This window comes from Pseudomonas sp. FFUP_PS_473 (genome assembly GCF_002858665.1).
In the GTDB taxonomy this organism is placed as follows: Bacteria; Pseudomonadota; Gammaproteobacteria; order Pseudomonadales; family Pseudomonadaceae; genus Aquipseudomonas; species Aquipseudomonas defluvii.
In genome coordinates this window covers 12,275-29,080 of the sequence record NZ_PJQQ01000012.1, presented here as the reverse complement: position 1 = coordinate 29,080, position 16,806 = coordinate 12,275, and the positions used below count along the sequence as shown (strand labels likewise).

19 protein-coding genes and 1 pseudogene are annotated in these 16,806 nt (G+C 59.3%); 11 read left to right on the top strand and 9 right to left on the bottom strand.

From position 1 onward, the window contains the following. Positions 1-5: 5 nt before the first annotated feature. The 4 genes from cpaB to CYD26_RS10300 are packed head-to-tail and all read right to left on the bottom strand — an operon-like array spanning position 6 to position 2,939. On the bottom strand, positions 6-815 hold the full coding sequence (cpaB, locus tag CYD26_RS10315; protein WP_099774076.1) for a Flp pilus assembly protein CpaB: 810 nt from the start codon (positions 813-815) through the stop codon (positions 6-8). A gap of 12 nt (positions 816-827) precedes the next feature. Beyond that, positions 828-2,153, bottom strand: coding sequence for an AAA family ATPase (locus tag CYD26_RS10310; RefSeq protein WP_102052545.1), 1,326 nt, complete (start codon positions 2,151-2,153; stop codon positions 828-830). Positions 2,154-2,167: 14 nt separating this feature from the next. Further along, positions 2,168-2,686 (bottom strand): prepilin peptidase, encoded by a 519-nt coding sequence (locus tag CYD26_RS10305; protein WP_102052544.1) that lies wholly within the window; start codon positions 2,684-2,686, stop codon positions 2,168-2,170. Between the two features lie 58 nt (positions 2,687-2,744). Beyond that, positions 2,745-2,939, bottom strand: a complete 195-nt coding sequence (locus tag CYD26_RS10300; RefSeq protein WP_102052543.1) for a Flp family type IVb pilin — start codon at positions 2,937-2,939, stop codon at positions 2,745-2,747. A gap of 936 nt (positions 2,940-3,875) precedes the next feature. Here CYD26_RS10300 and CYD26_RS10295 point away from each other — a divergent pair. Next, positions 3,876-4,772 (top strand): response regulator transcription factor, encoded by an 897-nt coding sequence (locus CYD26_RS10295; RefSeq protein ID WP_102052542.1) that lies wholly within the window; start codon positions 3,876-3,878, stop codon positions 4,770-4,772. Between the two features lie 54 nt (positions 4,773-4,826). Here the strand turns inward: CYD26_RS10295 and ppnN are convergent, their stop codons facing one another. Continuing rightward, complete coding sequence (ppnN, locus tag CYD26_RS10290) at positions 4,827-6,200, bottom strand: nucleotide 5'-monophosphate nucleosidase PpnN (RefSeq protein ID WP_102052541.1); 1,374 nt, start codon at positions 6,198-6,200, stop codon at positions 4,827-4,829. A gap of 468 nt (positions 6,201-6,668) precedes the next feature. On the opposite strand from ppnN, the gene CYD26_RS10285 reads away from it, so the two are divergent. Together CYD26_RS10285 and map are read left to right on the top strand one after the other, a co-directional pair. Beyond that, entirely contained in the window at positions 6,669-6,935 is a 267-nt protein-coding gene (locus tag CYD26_RS10285; protein WP_065759527.1) for a ParD-like family protein, read from the top strand. Next, on the top strand, positions 6,932-7,708 hold the full coding sequence (map, locus tag CYD26_RS10280) for a type I methionyl aminopeptidase (RefSeq protein ID WP_099774081.1): 777 nt from the start codon (positions 6,932-6,934) through the stop codon (positions 7,706-7,708). The genes CYD26_RS10285 and map overlap by 4 nt, the downstream gene beginning before the upstream one ends. 35 nt (positions 7,709-7,743) lie before the next feature. Here map and ftrA read toward each other — a convergent pair whose 3' ends face one another. Continuing rightward, positions 7,744-8,727 (bottom strand): transcriptional regulator FtrA, encoded by a 984-nt coding sequence (gene ftrA / locus CYD26_RS10275; protein ID WP_102052540.1) that lies wholly within the window; start codon positions 8,725-8,727, stop codon positions 7,744-7,746. Positions 8,728-8,942: 215 nt separating this feature from the next. Here ftrA and CYD26_RS10270 point away from each other — a divergent pair, with 215 nt between their 5' ends. Further along, the gene (locus CYD26_RS10270) at positions 8,943-9,932 is read left to right on the top strand and encodes an aspartate-semialdehyde dehydrogenase (protein WP_099774083.1); all 990 of its coding nucleotides are present in this window, start codon (positions 8,943-8,945) and stop codon (positions 9,930-9,932) included. Here CYD26_RS10270 and CYD26_RS10265 read toward each other — a convergent pair. Beyond that, positions 9,932-10,111 (bottom strand): annotated as a pseudogene (locus CYD26_RS10265) (lysylphosphatidylglycerol synthase domain-containing protein); the annotation flags it as partial. The gene CYD26_RS10270 and the pseudogene CYD26_RS10265 overlap by 1 nt on opposite strands. Further along, positions 10,093-10,392 carry a hypothetical protein gene (locus CYD26_RS10260; protein ID WP_102052539.1) on the bottom strand — a complete coding sequence of 100 codons (300 nt, stop codon included), beginning with the start codon at positions 10,390-10,392 and terminating at the stop codon, positions 10,093-10,095. The pseudogene CYD26_RS10265 and the gene CYD26_RS10260, both read right to left, overlap by 19 nt. Before the next feature lie 113 nt (positions 10,393-10,505). Here CYD26_RS10260 and CYD26_RS10255 point away from each other — a divergent pair, with 113 nt between their 5' ends. Together CYD26_RS10255 and CYD26_RS10250 are read left to right on the top strand one after the other, a co-directional pair. After that, a complete protein-coding gene (locus tag CYD26_RS10255; RefSeq protein WP_065759522.1) occupies positions 10,506-10,907 on the top strand; it encodes a hypothetical protein in 402 nt (133 codons plus the stop codon). 113 nt (positions 10,908-11,020) lie between these two features. Next, positions 11,021-12,814 carry a diguanylate cyclase gene (locus CYD26_RS10250; RefSeq protein WP_102052538.1) on the top strand — a complete coding sequence of 598 codons (1,794 nt, stop codon included), beginning with the start codon at positions 11,021-11,023 and terminating at the stop codon, positions 12,812-12,814. Positions 12,815-12,849: 35 nt separating this feature from the next. Here the strand turns inward: CYD26_RS10250 and CYD26_RS10245 are convergent, their stop codons facing one another. After that, complete coding sequence (locus CYD26_RS10245) at positions 12,850-13,620, bottom strand: phytanoyl-CoA dioxygenase family protein (protein WP_102052537.1); 771 nt, start codon at positions 13,618-13,620, stop codon at positions 12,850-12,852. A 161-nt stretch (positions 13,621-13,781) separates the two neighbouring features. Between CYD26_RS10245 and CYD26_RS10240 the strand changes: the two genes are divergently transcribed. From CYD26_RS10240 to CYD26_RS10220, 5 genes are all read left to right on the top strand, one after another. Continuing rightward, positions 13,782-14,444, top strand: a complete 663-nt coding sequence (locus CYD26_RS10240) for a hypothetical protein (protein ID WP_102052536.1) — start codon at positions 13,782-13,784, stop codon at positions 14,442-14,444. Positions 14,445-14,588: 144 nt separating this feature from the next. After that, positions 14,589-14,828 carry a Pathogenicity locus gene (locus CYD26_RS10235; RefSeq protein ID WP_102052535.1) on the top strand — a complete coding sequence of 80 codons (240 nt, stop codon included), beginning with the start codon at positions 14,589-14,591 and terminating at the stop codon, positions 14,826-14,828. An 86-nt stretch (positions 14,829-14,914) separates the two neighbouring features. Beyond that, a complete protein-coding gene (locus CYD26_RS10230) occupies positions 14,915-15,466 on the top strand; it encodes a hydrolase (RefSeq protein WP_099774092.1) in 552 nt (183 codons plus the stop codon). A gap of 63 nt (positions 15,467-15,529) precedes the next feature. Continuing rightward, a complete protein-coding gene (locus CYD26_RS10225; protein WP_099774093.1) occupies positions 15,530-16,024 on the top strand; it encodes a DUF1543 domain-containing protein in 495 nt (164 codons plus the stop codon). Between the two features lie 83 nt (positions 16,025-16,107). Then, entirely contained in the window at positions 16,108-16,782 is a 675-nt protein-coding gene (locus CYD26_RS10220; protein WP_102052534.1) for a hypothetical protein, read from the top strand. Positions 16,783-16,806 lie beyond the last annotated feature (24 nt).

The window sequence follows — 16,806 nt, the reverse complement described above, 5'->3', positions numbered from 1 at the left end:
ATCACTTACAGCTTGGCTCTCACTTCATTGACTTCGATGCCACGAATCACGGTGACAGCGCTGCTGTTGCCAGTGCCTTGACGGCGTACCACCGGCCGGACAACCGGGGCTGGAGCCGGTGGCTGGGCCATTGCAACCGGTTGGGTGACGGCCGGGCGTGGCTGATTGTCCAGGGGGTTGCGCAGGGCCAGTTGCAGCTTGCCGGCAGCCATGCCCTTGACCAGCACTTCCGCTTCCTGTGGCGTCATTTCCAGGGTGACGGCACGGACAACCACGGGCTGGGTCTTGTCGGTGCTGGCTGTTTGGTCCACTGCCAACACCCGCAAGTCTTCCAGAATGGTTTTGGACTCGGCATCGCCACTGTTGCCGGTCTGCCGGGTTGCCAATACGTCGACCCGGTTACCTGGTAGCAAGAACCCGCCTACCCCGACCACATCGTCCACCCGTACCGAGATGGCGCGCTTGTTGGGTTCGATCAGCGATGCCAGGGTGCTGCCGCCGAGGTGCTCGGCCAGGCGCGCAGCCCGCAGGATATCGCCGCGCAGCATGGAGAAGGTGGCGATCTTGCCCACCACTTTGTCAGGGGCGTCGAAGGCATCCTCGGGTACAGCATCCTTTGGCATGCGCACCACGGCCACTTGCTGGGCTTCGACCATTTGGCCGAAGGCAATCTCTGTGGTGGCGACCACCACGCTCTGCTGGTTATCGTCTTCCTTGGCATTGAGTTTCGCGCTCAGCCAGTTGTTGGCCATCCAGGCCGCACCCAAGCCCAGGACCAGGGACAAGGCAATCAGGGGAAACGTACGAGAGCTCATGTTGGTAACTCCTTAGCCAATGAAGTCGAGCTGAACGAAGTAGTTGTGCCAGGCCCACTCCAACTCCGCTGTTGATAGCGGCCCGGCATTGCCCAGGTAACGCTGACGGTCGATTGCCATGCTCAATAGGTCACGGGGATGGCACGGTACCAGCGGCATGTTTTCCGCTTCGTAGAGTTCCTCCAGGGCATAGCGCAGCAGCTTTGGGTCATGTGGGATACCCAAGCGTTCTGTTTCCTGTATCCAGATGCGTTCGTACTCGCTGGCTTGCGGGTAGCCGAATTGAAGCTTGTAGCCAATTCGGCGCAGAAACGCCTCGTCGGCCAACTCCAGTGGATTGAGGTTGGTGGAGAACACCAGCACCAGGTCAAAGGGCAATTCGCAGTGCCGCCCGCCACCCAGGTTGAGGAAGTCGCGCTTTTCCTCCATGGGGACAATCCAGCGGTTCAGCAACTCGGCCGGCGCCATACGCTGGCGGCCCATGTCATCGATGATGAGCATTCCGTTGCTGGCCTTGAGTTGCAATGGCGCCTGGTACTGACGCGAGTCGGGGTCGTAGCGCACATCCAACTGCTCCATCGTCAACTCGCCGCCGGTGATGACCAGGGGGCGCTCACAGCACAGCAGGCGACGGTCGATGCCTTCGTTGAGCAGCAAGGTATTCTGCTGTTCGTCATCATCCTGCAGGCGACGGTGTACCTGAGGGTCGAATATTTCGATCACGGCATCGTTGATGGCGATGGCATGGGGTACCCAGATGCATTCGCTGAACAGGCGGATCAGCCGGCTGCTGACGTAGGTCTTGCCGGTACCGGCCGGCCCATAGATCATGATGGCGCGCCCGGAGTTCAAGGCCACGCCCAGTTGGTCAAGCATGCTCGGGGCCAGTACCACCGAGCTGAACGAGCGACGCATGTCGTTTGCGCCGATGCGGCCATGGTGAATGGTCTGTACCTTGAGCAGCGAACGGTAGGCACTGACCGGGAAGGGGGCTGCGCCGATATAGCCACTGCGCGCCAGGGCATCACGTGCCGCGCTGCGGCCGCGCTCAGTCAGGCCATAGCGCAAGGCCTGGTTGCCGGCCTGCCCGAGGACTTCGACGCGACCATCCTTGCGCAAGAACATCAGGATCTCTTCCAGTACCGCACCGGTCAGCGCCAGGCGCTCTACCAGCCGCGACATGTCCAGCACGCCGGCGTCGTGCAGGTGCTTGCAAACCAGATCGCCCAGCAGGTTCTCCGGCAACCCGGTTTCAAGCACCGTACGGGGTTGCGGAGCCAACCGCTGAATTGCGTTGCGTTCCTGGGGCGAAATACGGCTGTTGCTGATGGCGTACATAGGGTTCTCCTGAACTACTGGCCCAAAGGTAGCCAGAAGATGCTGGCCAAGGTGCCGAGCAATACGGCGACCGAATACGGGAACGGCTTGCCTGCCACTTCATCGGATGCTGGGGAAAAATAGGCCCTGGCTCGCAGCATCAGCCAGTAACGGCCGAAGGTTTGCTGCACCTGGCCACGCACGAAGATAATCAATACCGCGCACACGCCCCCGGCAATCAGGCTCAGTGCGGCCACCCAGAGTGCGTTTTGCGGGCTGAGAAAAGAGCCGACCATGGCCATTAGTTTGACGTCGCCGGCCGCCATGCCGCCCAACGCGTAGAGCGGCAGGAAAACGGCGAAGCCGACCAGCAGGCCCAGCACGCCATAACCTGCCCCCATTGCACCCGAGGCATACGCCTGGCTGCCCACCCCCAGGATCAAGCCCAACAACACCAAGAGGTTAGGAATGCGGTGGCGGCGAATATCGCTCGCCACCGCTATCCCGAGCAGCCCAAGCAAGAGTGCGACAGCGACTAACTGCTCTTTGCCCATGACTGCAACCCTCTAACTAGATGTCTGGAAACGTCTGTGCCTGCTGGGTTCATTACCGCTAGCAGGTTGCTTTGCCTTGGACTGCGCAACCCAGGTTGTCGATAGCGGTGTCTACGTTGGTGCCCAGGGTAACGAACGCAGCAACAGCGCCCAGCGTTATCAGTCCACCGGCCACTGCGTACTCCACAATGGTCAGGCCATCTTCGTCTTTGATGAACTTCAGTACCGAAGTTTTGATGGATTGCAGGTTCATGGTGTTCACCTCGCTCAAGTGCTTTGGTAGTAAGAGCAGTGCGTTTTCACTGCCTGGTTGAACAGTAGTCAGGCGGCGCAGAAAGGGGTTAGGAGATTTTTGCAGACTGTTAGGATTTTATTGCTGTCACAGGGCCATTATTGATGCGTGGCAGACTCGGAAGAAAAAAAAGTGGGGTGAAACATGGGGTGGAATCGATATGAGAATGGTTTCTGCTGGCGCTAACGTAAATAGAGCAAACACTTTAAAAGTGTTGTAGCACTCAGGCCAAAAACAGCCCGTTGCTGGTGATGCAGGCCAAGGTGGTACGTAATGGTCTAAGCAGGGGTTTTGATATCAGGACTTGATCTGCTTATTGGCGTAACGCTGACGATACTATTCAAGAAGGAAAAAGCATTTCGCCAACGCCTGAAAGCAGCAAAAGGGTGCATGGAGTGTTGTTTTTTGACGTTTTGCTCTTGGTGTGCGCTATTTTCGCCATTTTGTTGACGTCAAGCGTTGCTGGTTCGTTCAGGCAGAGACCCTGACAGGCTATTGGTCAGGGCACAATGACGTGTTGTTTGGGAACAGTTTTAGTTGCGAAGTTCCAATGGGTTACCTGATGGAACAGGTGTCGGGAATACTGTTGGAAGTCCGCATTGATTATCGATGAATCAGGATATTTTGCTGTTGTTGCTACTGCTGGAGTGCTAATAATGGCACCGGGCTACTCAAGGAAGGGAAGGGTTCAAGATGTGCAATGGAGCTGATGTGAAAGTGCTGAGTGCATGGCAACGGATATATGTGAAAGACGAGCGAAATTTTTGTAATAACAATTCTAACGGTATAGAGCGCGATGATGAGTCTTTATCAGAATTGGATCCATCATACTTCTGGCCCGATGGCTAAATGGCTTGGGGCGAAAGAGTGGGTTAGTCCTATGGGCAGGCTAACGCCATGAGTGTCGAGGCGGCGAGAAAGCCGTACCTTTTATGGTTCGATCTCACCCACGATCATTCGACTGAAGCGCTGATGATGCAGTTTCAGCCAACCTGCGAGTGTCGTCTGGCAGCCGGTAATTCCTTTTCCGAAAAGGACTACGAACCACAGCCGGACATGATCTGCATGCATTATGACCGTCCCGACATGCCAGGCCTCAACCTGCTGTTGGAGATCAAACGCAAGGCACCGTCCATACCGATCACCATGTTCACCGTGCAGCACTCTGAAGAGCTCGCGGTCTGGGCCATGCGCTCGCGGGTCTGGGAATACATGGTGCTTGCCCTTTCAAGCACCGAGATCAATCGTTTTCTGCATGCGTTAAGGCAACTGTGCGACGTACGTCGCCAGGCCGGGGCGAGCAACAAGGTATTGCAGATCGAGCACGGCCCATCGCTGCCGGACAGTATCCGCTTGACGGCGGAGCACCAGAAGCACCATGCCTTGCATGACGTGCAGTTGTACATTGACCAGCATTTTCGCGACAGCATCGACCAGAAAGTCCTGGCCAAGCGTTGCGGCATGACCACCTTTCGCTTCAGCCGCGTATTCAAGGAAGTGAATGGCCTGGGTTTCATGGAGTACATCCTTAGCAAGCGCATGGACTGTGCCAAGGAGCTGCTCCACAACAGCCAAATGCCCATTACCAGCATTGGCTATGAGGTTGGCTTCAAAGACCCATCCTATTTCGCCCGCGCCTTCAAGCAGTGCGCAGGATGTACGCCCAGTGAGTACCGCCAGGCGTCTCAAAGCGGCCTGAAACCAGCGCCTGTACAAGAGCCGGAAGTGGAACATGAACCGTACGACGAGCTGTCGGACGTCATCGGTAGCCTGTCGCTGAGTGCTGAGTGCTGAGTGCTGAGTGCTGAGTTGCGTTATCGCCGGCGTTGCCGGCGATAACGCTGATGGTCAGGTCACGACCCGGTAGCACGGCTCATACGCCGCTCCGCCCGGCAGTTTCATCCTGTGCTGCTCGACGAAGGCCTTCAGCAAGTGGTCCAGCGGCTGCATGATTGCCGCGTCACCGTGGATTTCATACGGGCCGTGTTCTTCGATCAGACGAATGCCTTTGTCCTTCACGTTACCCGCGACGATGCCGGAGAAGGCGCGGCGCAGGTTGGCCGCCAGTTCGTGCGGCGGTATGTCACGGCTCAGTTTCAGGTTGGCCATGTTGGCGTGGGTTGGGTCGAACGGGCGTTGGAAGCCTTCGTCGATCTGCAACAGCCAGTTGAAGTGGAAGGCGTCGTTACGTTCGCGGCGGAACTGTTTGACGGTCTTCAAGCCTTCGGTCATTTGCCGTGCCACTTGGGCTGGGTCGTCGATGATGATCTGGTAGTGACGCTGTGCCGCTTCACCCAGGGTTGCGCCGACGAACGCATGCAGTTGGTGCAGGTAGGCTTCGGCGCTCTTTGGCCCGGTGAGGATGACCGGGAATGGCAGGTCCTGGTTGTCCGGGTGCATGAGGATGCCGAGCAGGTAGAGGAACTCTTCGGCCGTGCCGGCGCCGCCCGGGAAAATGATGATGCCGTGGCCAACGCGGACGAAGGCCTCAAGGCGCTTCTCGATGTCCGGCAGGATCACCAGTTCGTTGACGATCGGGTTGGGGGCTTCCGCAGCGATGATGCCCGGCTCGGTCAGGCCCAGGTAGCGTCCGCTGTTCATGCGCTGCTTGGCATGGGCAATGGTGGCGCCTTTCATCGGGCCTTTCATCACGCCGGGGCCGCAGCCGGTGCAGATGTCCAGTTTACGCAGGCCCAGCTCGTGGCCGACCTTCTTGGTGTACTGGTATTCCTCGGTGCTGATCGAGTGGCCGCCCCAGCACACGACCATTTTCGGTTCGAGCCCAGGGCGCAGGGTGCGGGCGTTGCGCAGCAGGTGAAAGACGTAGTCGGTGATGCCCTGGGAGCTGCTCAAGTCGATGCGCAGGCTGTCCAGCTCGTTTTCGGTGTAGACGATGTCGCGCAGGGCGCTGAAGAGCATTTCGCGGGTGCTGGCAATCATTTCACCGTCGACGAAGGCGCCAGCGGGTGCGTTGATCAGCTCCAGGCGCACGCCACGGTCCTGCTGGTGGATACGAACTTCGAAATCCTGGAAGGCGTCGAGAATGGTCTTGGCGTTATCGACGTGGGCGCCGGTATTGAGGATGGCCAGTGTGCACTGGCGGAACAGTTGGTAGATGCTGCCCGAGCCGGCTTCGCTCAATTGCTGAACTTCGCGCTGGGACAGCGTTTCCAGGCTTCCTTTGGGACTTACCGACGCGTTGATTACATTTCTTGGGATCATTGTGTAATTCCTTTAAACGATGCCAACCTGCCTGGGGTGGCCTGTGGCATTCGGAGGGTTGACACCGAACGTCGCCGCACAGGGCAGGTACTTTTCAAGCGCTCGGGCGATAACGCAAACACGGCTCTCTGGTCCTCCGTCAAATGTGCGTTCAGGTTATGGCGGATACCTCGTGGGGCTGTTGCCATTAACCTGAAAGCACTGTGTGTTCAGGCGGTTACATTACTAATGCCACATTTCGCTGGGGCCTGTCTTTGAAAAAATACGTGAAAGGTGTGTCCTGGTACGCCCGTGCCGGGTACTGCCCTTGACGCTGGGGCAGGAGGCAGGTTGCGTTTGTGCTGTGCAGCCGGGCTGAGGGGGAGGGGCGTCGATTTGAGCATAGGCCGTGGAGTGAGGAACATTGCAGAAATTGCCGTGCCTTTGTTAGTGTATGAAACGTATACGTTGCATATATGGAGCCTCATCGTGGGTATCGTCAAGATTTCAGAGCAGATGCATGAAGACCTGCGTCTTGCCAGCAATGCACTGAGCCGCTCGATCAATGCGCAAGCCGAGCACTGGATGCGCATTGGCATGTTGGCCGAGCTGCACCCGGAACTGGATCACAGCGCAATCTGTCGCCTGCTGATTCGTGCCGAACAGGCGGGTGGCCTGCATTTGGGCCAGCTTTCTGCACTGGCCGCTGCTGCATCTGGCGCCCGCGTCAAAACCGCCGTGGAGGCTGGACAATGAGCAAGAAAATTACCCTCAAGACACCTGCCGAGATTGCCATGGCGCGTGTGGCCGGAACACTGGCTGCCGAGGTATTGGCGATGATTGCGCCGCACGTCAAACCGGGCGTGTCGACCAATGAGCTGGACCGCCTGTGCCATGACTACATCGTAAACGTACAGAAGGCCATACCGGCCAACGTCGGTTACCACGGCTTTCCGAAAACCATCTGTGCGTCGGTCAACCATGTGGTCTGCCACGGCATTCCCTCGGACAAGCCGCTGGAAGATGGCGATATCGTCAACATCGACATTGCAGTCATCAAGGACGGTTGGTTCGGTGATACCAGCCGCATGTATTTCGTCGGCAAGCCCCGGCCTGAAGCCGAACGTCTGGTCAGCACCACCTATGACGCAATGTACGCCGGCATTCGCGCCGTGCGCCCGGGCGCTACGCTGGGCGATGTCGGCCATGCCATCCAGCGCGTGGCCGAGCAGGCCGGCTACAGTGTCGTACGCGAGTACTGCGGGCACGGTATCGGCAAGGTCTATCACGACGAACCACAGGTACTGCACTACGGTACGCCGGGGCAGGGGCTGACGCTCAAGCCTGGCATGGTGTTCACCATCGAGCCGATGCTCAATGCCGGTAAACGGCATGTGCGCACCCTCGGCGATGGCTGGACGGTCATCACCACCGACCGCTCGCTGTCGGCGCAGTGGGAGCACATGGTTGCGGTGACCGAGAACGGCGTTGAGGTGCTGACGCCCTGGCCGGAGGGTGCACTGAGCTGACCGATCGTGCTCAGCTTCGCCCGGCACTGTGTCTGTCAGTGTGGCTGTTCTGTCTGCATCCGAGGGTTGCCAAAGCGCTTGCGGTAGGTCGAGGGTGAAACACCCACGACGGTGCGGAACGCCACACGAAAGCTTTCTACCGAAGCAAAACCACAGGCCTCGCTGATGCTGGCGATGTTCTGGCTCGTGCTCTCCAGCAGATCCCGGGCACGGGAGATGCGTTGCTGTTGTAACCAGGCTTTTGGCGCAAGGCCTGTGGTTTCCCTGAAGCGGCGCAGGAATGTGCGCTCGCTCATGGCTACCCGGCTTGCCATCTGACAGATGCTGATGGGCTCTTGCAGATGTTCCCGTGCCCACTGCAGCACACGGGTCAGTTCGTTGCGTGGCAGTGTGCTGACCGGTGTGTGAATGAACTGGGCTTGGCCGCCTGTACGCTGCGGCGCCATCACCAGGCGTCGGGCGACCGAGTTGGCTACATGGGTGCCGTGATCGCGAGCCACCAGGTGCAGGCAGGCGTCGATGCCTGCGGCACTGCCGGCTGAGGTGATCAGTTGCCCCGCATCTACGTAAAGCACATTCGGATCGACTTCAATCTTCGGAAAACGATGCGCCAGTTCATCGGCGAACTGCCAGTGGGTGGTTGCGCGTTTGCCGTCCAGCAAGCCAGTGGCGGCCAGCACGAACACGCCCGAGCAGATCGACAGTAGCCGTGCCCCGCGTCCGTGAGCCTGGCGCAAGGCTTCCAGTAGTGGCGCTGGTGGTAGGTCGTGACGGCTGCGCCAGCCTGGAACAATGATGGTCCGCGCACTGTCGAGTATCTCCAGACCTGCGTCAGCAATGATGCGAATGCCACCCATGGCATGCATGGGTCCGTCATCTACCGCGACAACCTGGTGTCGATACCATGGGATGTTCAGTTCCGGACGGGACAGCCCAAAAATCTCCACCGCGATACCGAACTCGAAGGTGCACAGCCCTTCATACGCCAGGATGGCGACAATGCCAGGTGGAGAATGCATTTGGCGAAAAGTTTCCGGTTGTTGTCGGTTTCCGCACTGTAGCCGAGTCCGTTGCCTCCCTACAATCCGTGCCCTGGAACATGCTCCGTAGCGTTGATCACCAGGGGCTTTGAGTAACGGAATTGCGTTGCATCAGGTCATCAGTTGCGCGCGGTATGACGCCTTTTTCCAGGCGTCGCTCGTTGGTGCCTGGTCCTTTCATTCAAGGAGTCGACATGAAAAGAATTGCCGTGGTTGGCTGTACCGGCGCTGTGGGCATGACGATGCTTGAGTTGCTGCAAAACACCGCTTTTGAGGTGGTGTGCATGGCGTCGTCACGCTCGGTGGGCAAGCCTCTGCAGGTTGGCCAGCAGCAGTACCGAATCGAGCCGTTTTCTGTAGCCGCCTGTGCTGCTTGTGACATTGTCTTTCTTTGTGTCTCAGGAGCGTTTGCCCTTGAGCACGGGCCGACGCTGGCAAAGGCGTCCATTGTCATCGACAACTCTTCTGCGTTTCGCTATCACGCTGAGGTCCCCTTGCTGGTGCCGCCAATCAACGGTGGGCGTTATGCCGGGGAGCGTTTGATCGCCAATCCCAATTGCTCCTCGGCCATTGCCCTGATGGTGCTTGGGCCTTTGCACCAGGCTTTTGGCTTGGAGAGCGCAATCATTTCGACCTACCAGGCGGCCAGCGGCGCAGGCCAGCCGGCGATGCTCGAGTTGCGCGAGCGGGCGCGTCGCTTCAGTGATTACGGACAAGACAACAGCAGCGAGAACTTTGCCCATAACCTGGCATTCAACGTCATACCGCAGGTCGACGTTTTTGAAGAAAACGGTTATACCCGTGAAGAGATGAAGGTGGTATGGGAGCTGCGCAAGGTGCTCAACGAACCGCAGTTAGCTATTAGCACCACGGCAGTACGAGTACCGACACTGCGCTCGCATGCCGAAAGCCTGAGCCTGAAGTTTCGCCAGCCGATCCGCTCGCTCAGTGATGTGAGGAAAATGCTGGCTGAGGCTTCCGGGGTCGAGGTGGTGGACGACCCTCTGCAGGGGCGTTACCCGATGCCGATGACGTCTACCTACAAGCACGCTGTAGAAGTGGGGCGTATTCGTTACAACCTGATCTATGGCGAATACGGCCTGGACCTGTTTATCAGTGGCGATCAGTTGTTACGTGGCGCCGCGCTGAACGCATTTGAAATCATGCAGCAGGTGATGGATTAGCGCAGCGCGCTACGCGATACCAGTATGCCCGGCAGCATCGGTGCCCAGAAACTCAGGCCGCGAAACAGCAGCGTCGCGGAGAGTGCCACCGGCAGTGCAATGCCCGCCCAATGCAGGGCACTGACCGCGCCGCCTTCAAATACGCCCAGCCCGCCGGGGGTTATGCCGATACTGCGCAACGCAGGCCTTCCTGTTCCAACGCGTGATACTGGGCATGAATCGCTAGCCGGTCGGCCTCGCTCATGGGGCGGGCCTGGGCATCGGGGCCGCTTTCATAGTGGCTGTTGAAGTACGCCAGCATCAACGGGCGGTCGCTAGGCTGGCCCAGTGGGTCGACATGCCGCTCCAGGTGGCTGACCGCTTCGGTCAAGGTGCCGGCCTTGTCGATGCACAGGACGTCCTTCGAACCCAGGTCCTGGATCGCCGAGAGGCGTATGACGATCATGTTCTTGCTCGCCATGTCAGCGCCCCTGTCATGAACCAGGTCGCAGTCAGTGTAGTTCGCGTGAACAGGGTGGCGTCCGATCAGGTGTCATAGGCAAAGGAAGCTGCGCATGGCTATGATTGAACGCCATGACAGCCTCTTTTCCGATCCGCCAACCCTGTCCACCCGGTGCCTGCGACTGTGACCGCGAACAGTTGCTGGACAGCCCTGGTGCCGATCAGCGCATCCTGCTCCTGACCCGCCAGGAGGAGAAGCGCCTGCTCGAGCGCCTGGAAAACCTTGAAAGCCTCGCTGACCTTGAGCGAATGAAGCGGCGCATGCATGAACAACTGGGCATCCGTCTGGATATTGCCCCGGGCTTCAATGAAGTGCGTACCATGCGCGGCATCGGTATTCATATCGGTGCGCAAACCGGGTTGTGCCGTAAGACTCGTCAATCGATTCCTGCCGCTATCCGCCGGGCATTGGAGCGTCGCCCCGAGATTGCCTATGAGTTGCTCAATGCCCACGACCTTCTGCGTGATGCTTGAGGTGCCCGTGGGTCACTGAATTGGCTCGGCAAGACGTGCAAGCAAAAAGCCATTCCTTTGGATATGCGGTATAAATTGTGCTCGCCGTTTCGGCAGTATCGACAGAGCTGAACATGCTGAGTCATCTGAAATCCCAAGCGCTTGGCCTGTGCAGACCCGCAAATGCGCCAGGTACGTTGCCGGACAAGCGTTTTGACAGTCTTCTACGTATTGCCCGCGGCCATTTTGGGGTTGTCGATGCCTTGTTCCTGCCTGAAGCGGTAAGTGGGTTGTGGGCGGACACGCATGAGGGCAGGGCGCTGTCAGGACTGCCTGATGTGTTTTCGCTGGGTCGATACTTTTCCGCGCATGATGAGGTGTTGGTCATCCCCGATACCGTTGCAGACGGGCGTTTTCGCAGGCCATTGCACGATACCTGCAACCGGCCGGTGCGTTTTCTGGCCGGCTGCCGGGTCATCACCCCTGCGGCAGAGTCGGTTGGTTTTTTTTGCCTGCTTAATGATGCCCCTCGGGACATGACTGAAGAGGACCAGGCATTTCTGCGCGACCTGGCCCGTTTGGCTGCCGAGATCATCGAACGTGATGGCACACAGGCCCGCCTGGAAGAAGAGGTCAACACCCTGCGTGAAGGCGAGCGCCGCATGACGCTGGCGATCGCCGGTAGCGGAACCGGTATTTGGGATCGTGACATTCAGGCCGGTGAAATCTATTACTCCGCGGGCTGGAAGGCCATTCTGGGCTATACCGATGCCGAGATTTCCAATCGTATTGAAGACAGTTACACGCGTATCCACCCGGATGACGTCGATTACGTAAGGGCTGCCATTCGCGCGCACTTTGACCAACAGACAGCAAACTACGAAGTCGAACACCGTATTCGCTGCAAGGATGGCCGCTACAAATGGATTTCCAGTCGGGGCCGGGTGGTCAGCCGCGACGCGGACGGTACACCGCTACGAATGATCGGAACCACCACTGACATTTCAGCCATCCGTGGCATGTCGGAGCGGTTGCAGCAGACGGTCGACCTGCTCACCAACCTGACCAATGAAGTGCCCGGGCTGGTCTTCCAGTACCAACGCACGCCCGCAGGCGACTCGTCGTTCTCTTATGCCAGTGCCGGTATTCAGGACATGTATGAGCTGACGCCGGAGCAGGTCGCCACCAACGATGCGCCCGTCAATCGGCTCATTCATCCCGATGACCTTCCGGGTTACCGGATGTCGTTTGATGTGTCGGCGGCAAGCCTGACACCGTGGCATTTCGAGTACCGCGTCTGGTTGCCCCGGCAAGGCTTGCGCTGGCGCCAAGGTGATGCCCGGCCTGTTCGGCTGGTGGATGGCAGCACCCTCTGGCACGGATTCATCACCGATATTACCGAGCGTAAGCGGATCGAGGCAGAGCTTCATGAGTTCGCCACCGTGGACTTTCTTACCCAACTGCCCAACCGCCGGCATTTCATGATGCAGATCGAGGCTGAGTTGATGAAGGTGCAACGTGCCCTTGACCGTCACTCAGCCGTGTTGATGTGTGACCTTGATCATTTCAAATTGATCAACGATCAATGGGGGCATGCTGTCGGCGATCAGGCGCTCAGGCATTTTGCAGCCATCGTGCGGGATCAGCTCAGCGAATGGGACCTGGTGGGCCGCGTGGGGGGTGAAGAATTCGCCGTAGTGCTGAGTGGCAAGGACATCGCACAGGCGAGCGCTTTTGCTCAGCTATTGCAGCAGCGTATTACCGAGGTCCCATTGCGGGTTGGCGACCAGCGCATCCCTCTGACCGTCAGCGTGGGGGTTTCGGCCATCATGGCCAGTGACGCCAGTGCTGATGCTGCGCTGTCGCGGAGCGATGAGGCGTTGTACCGGGCGAAGAAAAACGGCCGCAATCGTATCGAGTGCTATTGATCGATGCGCGGGTTGCACAGGTAAACGCCAGCGGCTCAGTCGTACTCGGCTTCTTCATGTTCGCCCAGCAGGCGCCGTTGCCGTGGTGTGGCCGCGTCCACGACTGCAGGGTTGAAGCGCCAGTACAGGTAGGGTGAAAACTTCTGGGCCACCATGCGTCGGCCATAATGCACCTGCAGCAGGTAGCGGGTGCGGTCGAGGGTGCGGTTGTCGCTGCCCGCGTGCCACAGCTCGCTGCGAAACATCAGCACGTCCCCGGCCTCGCACAGCACCGGCTGTGCCGGTTGGCCTTGCCACTCATTTTCACCTGCTGCCGGTGGTCGCCCGGCGCGGTGGCTTCCTGGTATTACTCGTGTGGGGCTGAGGTCGGCATCGATCGTGTCCAGGTAGAGGTGTGCGGTACAGATCTGCATTGGCAACTCGAACGCAGGGTCGGCCAGCAGGCTTTGCGGCAGGGCCATGGCCAGGTAGTCCAGGTGCAGTGCAGCGCCGATGAAGCCAGGATGGCAGCGCCAGGCAGTCTGGCCAATGATGTGACAGTCCTCGCCCAATGCTGCTTCGGCCAGTTCGATAACCCCGCTCAGGTCGAGAAACGGCAACCACAGTGGGTCGCGGTTGAACACGCATTTGTAATGTTCAAGCAGGCCGCTGTAATCCCAGTGTTGGGGCTTGAGATGATCGATTGCAGCACGCAGGGTGGCGATTTGCGCAGCGTTCAGCACGCCGGGCAGCAGTACGAAGCCGTCTCGGTGCAAGGCTGCCAGGCGGCTGGCGGTCTGTGTGGACAAGCGATCGATGGTGGCCATGGCGCGTCCCCATGTAGCGCGGAAAGTACCCCTTCATACTGGCACCCTGCGCGGTGCTGCGCCAGGCGCATCCACACTACACTGAGATGACCGTTGATTCAGAACGATGGGCGCTGTGAGCGTGGCTCGCAGGTATCGCATGGCTGTGCGAGGTTGGACACATGCACAACGCATATGAGCACAAGCGGGCTCGCGTGCTCGACCCGATAGAGCGCGTCACAGAAGTCATTTTCGGCCTGTTGATGGCAATGACCTTTACCGGAACACTCAGCGTGGCGACTGCCAGCCGTGAGGAAGAGCGCACCATGATGATTGCCGCGCTCGGCTGCAATCTCGCCTGGGGCCTTGCCGATGCTGTGATGTACTTGCTGCGGACCTTGATCGAGCGTTCGCGCAACCGCATGTTGCTTGACACCCTGCGCAAAGGTGCAGACCCCGCAACCGGGCAGGCGCTGATTGCTGAAGTGCTACCGTCGCGTCTGGCTGCTGCAGTCGGCGCGGAGGGGCTAGAGGTGCTGCGCCGACGTTTGCTCGACCAACAGGCTATCGTGCTGCCACCGCGCCTTGGCTGGGACGATTTCAAGGGTGCGTTGGGCGTCTTTCTGCTGGTGGTGTGTGCCACGTTCCCCTTGGTGGTGCCGTTCATTGTGCTTGAGCAGGCCGCCCTGGCTATCCGCCTGTCAAACGGTGTCGGTGTTGCAGTGTTGTTCATTGCAGGCTGGGTTCTGGCTCGGTACGCCGGCGCAAAACCCTGGCAGGGTGGTGTGGCAATGGCGATCACGGGCGCTTTGTTGATCGCAGCGATCATCGCGCTGGGCGGCTGATGAGCGTGGCAGGTGGCATCACGGCCCAGTTTGCGCCGGTGTTCAGCGTACTGGCTGTTCAGCCACTGGTGCAGGCCCCGCAGAGACGCTTAGACTTGTGGTTTACCGCGCAGCCATCGGCTGCGCACTCACAGGGAGGTGAATATGGCTTTTTCACACGATGAGCGCGCTGCGCTGCTGGATGTAAAGGGCGTTGGCCCCACCGTGGTCGACCGGTTGGAGCAGTTGGGTTTTAACTCGCTGGCTCAACTGAGCGAGGCCAACGCGCTGGATATCGTTACCCAGGCGGCGGCATTGGTGGGTTCCAGTTGCTGGAAGAACAGCCCGCAGGCGCGAGCGGCGATCGCAGCGGCGATAGCCCGGGCGAAGGCAGTGCAGGGCTGAGCGGTTTGCGCTGCTTGCGGGCAGGCATTGACGACGCAACGCACCTGCGCGAGGCTTGCGGCCATATTGAACAGAGGGTTCACACGATGTTGATCGACGCCACCCAGGCCACGCTGCTGGTCATCGATGTTCAGGAAAAACTCATTGGCGCGGTGACTGACCCGGCGGGCACCGTGGCCCGTACCCGCTGGTTGCTGGCTGCCACCGGTGAGCTTGGTTTGCCGGTGGTGTTCTCCGAGCAGTACCCCAAAGGCCTGGGCTCGACGCTGGCGGCACTCAAGGAGGCGGCACGCAATGCCGAGGTGGTCGAGAAGCTGCATTTTTCCTGCGTGGCCGCCAACTGCCTGCCGGCCAGCCTGCTCGCCCGTGATCAGGTCATTGTCTGCGGTATGGAGACCCATATCTGCGTACTGCAAACCGTCCTGCACTTGTGCGAGGCGGGTAAGCAGGTGTTTGTCGTCGAGGATGCCTGCGACTGCCGTAGCCCACTGAGCCAGGCTGCCGGTGTGCAGCGTATGCGTGATGCCGGGGCGCAGATCGTCACCCGTGAAATGGTGCTGTTCGAGTTGCTGGGCAGCGCCGGTCACGAGCAGTTCCGGCACATCAGTAAAACCTACCTGGTGGGCGAGCAGCCCTGAAACCGAGGCCCTTGCGTTGCAGGTGTCGCTTATCGCACCTGCCATTCTCGAGTAGGGAACGCCATGTTGTTTGTTGTCATGCTGGGGGGCAAGCACCCCGGCGCCAAGATCGAAGTCCACGATGTGGTTTTCGCTGTTGCCCCAAGCCTGGAGGCGGCTTATCCGCAATTGCGCGAGCAGTGGTTCGGCAGCCCCAAGGGCTTGCATATCGACTCCTGGCTTGAGGTTGATGGGGCTGAGGGGTATGTGTTGCACTGGTCCGACCTGCAGCCAGCTGCGGGTGATCCACGCTTGTACTTCATCAACCTTGGGGGGTATGAGCCGGGCAGTTTTGGCGAGGCTCATCGCTACCTGCTGGTGGTCGCGTGCAGTCCGGCGGAGGCCAGGCTCAAAGGCAAATTGCAGATGGCCCGAGACTGGCTCAAGCCGCATACCGATGCCGTGCTGGATGTCGATGACTGTATTGCGATTGATCAGGTGGGGGGACGCTACGTGCAGTTGGTCGCGGGCGAACATGCACCCATTGCGCAGTTCAGCGATTACATCATTCTCTCCTGACGTGCCTGTGAGGTATGGCTGTGGCCTATTGATCTGAATTAGAGTGCGCGTTTTTCCACCCTCGATTTCTACAGGATGTTCCGATGAACACGCGTGCCCTCGTTCCCTTTTGCTCGACCCTGGCGTTGAGCAGCGTTGCGCTGTTGGCCCAGGCACAGGCCCAGGCAACGGTGGCTCAGGTCTTCAATGGCGAGATGCTGGGCAGCAGCCTGGGCTATTTTGAATCGGTTGCAGGTGTTGCCCAGGCTTCGGATGGCGATACCCACAGCTACCGCGTGCAAGGGTGCGAGGTTACCGCAACGGCAGCGGGCGGGAAGGTCAGTGCATTGCGCCTGGCGTTGTCGCCTACCTGCAAGGCTGACTTGAGCCGCTTTATCGGCACTTTTGCTCCGCCGAGCAATGAGCCGCTGACGTTCGGTGCGCTTAACCGCTCTACAGGTGGCCCGATGGCGTTCTATGCAGACTGTCTGGACCTGTGTGGTAACGCCTATGATCCGTCGGTGTATGCCCTTTGGGAGGGGCCACATGCGGTCAACTTCACGCAAGTGATGCTAGAAGTGGTATTGGCGGGTGATCAGGCGGTCAACGCGGCCTACAACTGGCGTGACGCGATCAGCAAGGCCAAGGGGGACGACTTCGTGGTCGATACCCGCTTCAACTGCGAGCGTACGTTCGACCCGGCGGCGATGCATCATTTCCAGGGTGTGGAGGTGACGGCCGTGACCATTGGTAGTGGGCTGAGCACGCCCGGCTGCTGAAACCACGGCGGTATCCTTGCGGGT

Bases quoted from the DNA above. Each gene is read 5' to 3' on its own strand.
- cpaB (WP_099774076.1), bottom strand. From the start codon at position 815: ATGAGCTCTCGTACGTTTCCCCTGATTGCCTTGTCCCTGGTCCTGGGC.
- CYD26_RS10310 (WP_102052545.1), bottom strand. From the start codon at position 2,153: ATGTACGCCATCAGCAACAGCCGTATTTCGCCCCAGGAACGCAACGCA.
- CYD26_RS10305 (WP_102052544.1), bottom strand. From the start codon at position 2,686: ATGGGCAAAGAGCAGTTAGTCGCTGTCGCACTCTTGCTTGGGCTGCTC.
- CYD26_RS10300 (WP_102052543.1), bottom strand. From the start codon at position 2,939: ATGAACCTGCAATCCATCAAAACTTCGGTACTGAAGTTCATCAAAGAC.
- CYD26_RS10295 (WP_102052542.1), top strand. From the start codon at position 3,876: ATGAGTGTCGAGGCGGCGAGAAAGCCGTACCTTTTATGGTTCGATCTC.
- ppnN (WP_102052541.1), bottom strand. From the start codon at position 6,200: ATGATCCCAAGAAATGTAATCAACGCGTCGGTAAGTCCCAAAGGAAGC.
- map (WP_099774081.1), top strand. From the start codon at position 6,932: ATGAGCAAGAAAATTACCCTCAAGACACCTGCCGAGATTGCCATGGCG.
- ftrA (WP_102052540.1), bottom strand. From the start codon at position 8,727: ATGCATTCTCCACCTGGCATTGTCGCCATCCTGGCGTATGAAGGGCTG.
- CYD26_RS10270 (WP_099774083.1), top strand. From the start codon at position 8,943: ATGAAAAGAATTGCCGTGGTTGGCTGTACCGGCGCTGTGGGCATGACG.
- CYD26_RS10260 (WP_102052539.1), bottom strand. From the start codon at position 10,392: ATGGCGAGCAAGAACATGATCGTCATACGCCTCTCGGCGATCCAGGAC.
- CYD26_RS10255 (WP_065759522.1), top strand. From the start codon at position 10,506: ATGACAGCCTCTTTTCCGATCCGCCAACCCTGTCCACCCGGTGCCTGC.
- CYD26_RS10250 (WP_102052538.1), top strand. From the start codon at position 11,021: ATGCTGAGTCATCTGAAATCCCAAGCGCTTGGCCTGTGCAGACCCGCA.
- CYD26_RS10245 (WP_102052537.1), bottom strand. From the start codon at position 13,620: ATGGCCACCATCGATCGCTTGTCCACACAGACCGCCAGCCGCCTGGCA.
- CYD26_RS10240 (WP_102052536.1), top strand. From the start codon at position 13,782: ATGCACAACGCATATGAGCACAAGCGGGCTCGCGTGCTCGACCCGATA.
- CYD26_RS10235 (WP_102052535.1), top strand. From the start codon at position 14,589: ATGGCTTTTTCACACGATGAGCGCGCTGCGCTGCTGGATGTAAAGGGC.
- CYD26_RS10230 (WP_099774092.1), top strand. From the start codon at position 14,915: ATGTTGATCGACGCCACCCAGGCCACGCTGCTGGTCATCGATGTTCAG.
- CYD26_RS10225 (WP_099774093.1), top strand. From the start codon at position 15,530: ATGTTGTTTGTTGTCATGCTGGGGGGCAAGCACCCCGGCGCCAAGATC.
- CYD26_RS10220 (WP_102052534.1), top strand. From the start codon at position 16,108: ATGAACACGCGTGCCCTCGTTCCCTTTTGCTCGACCCTGGCGTTGAGC.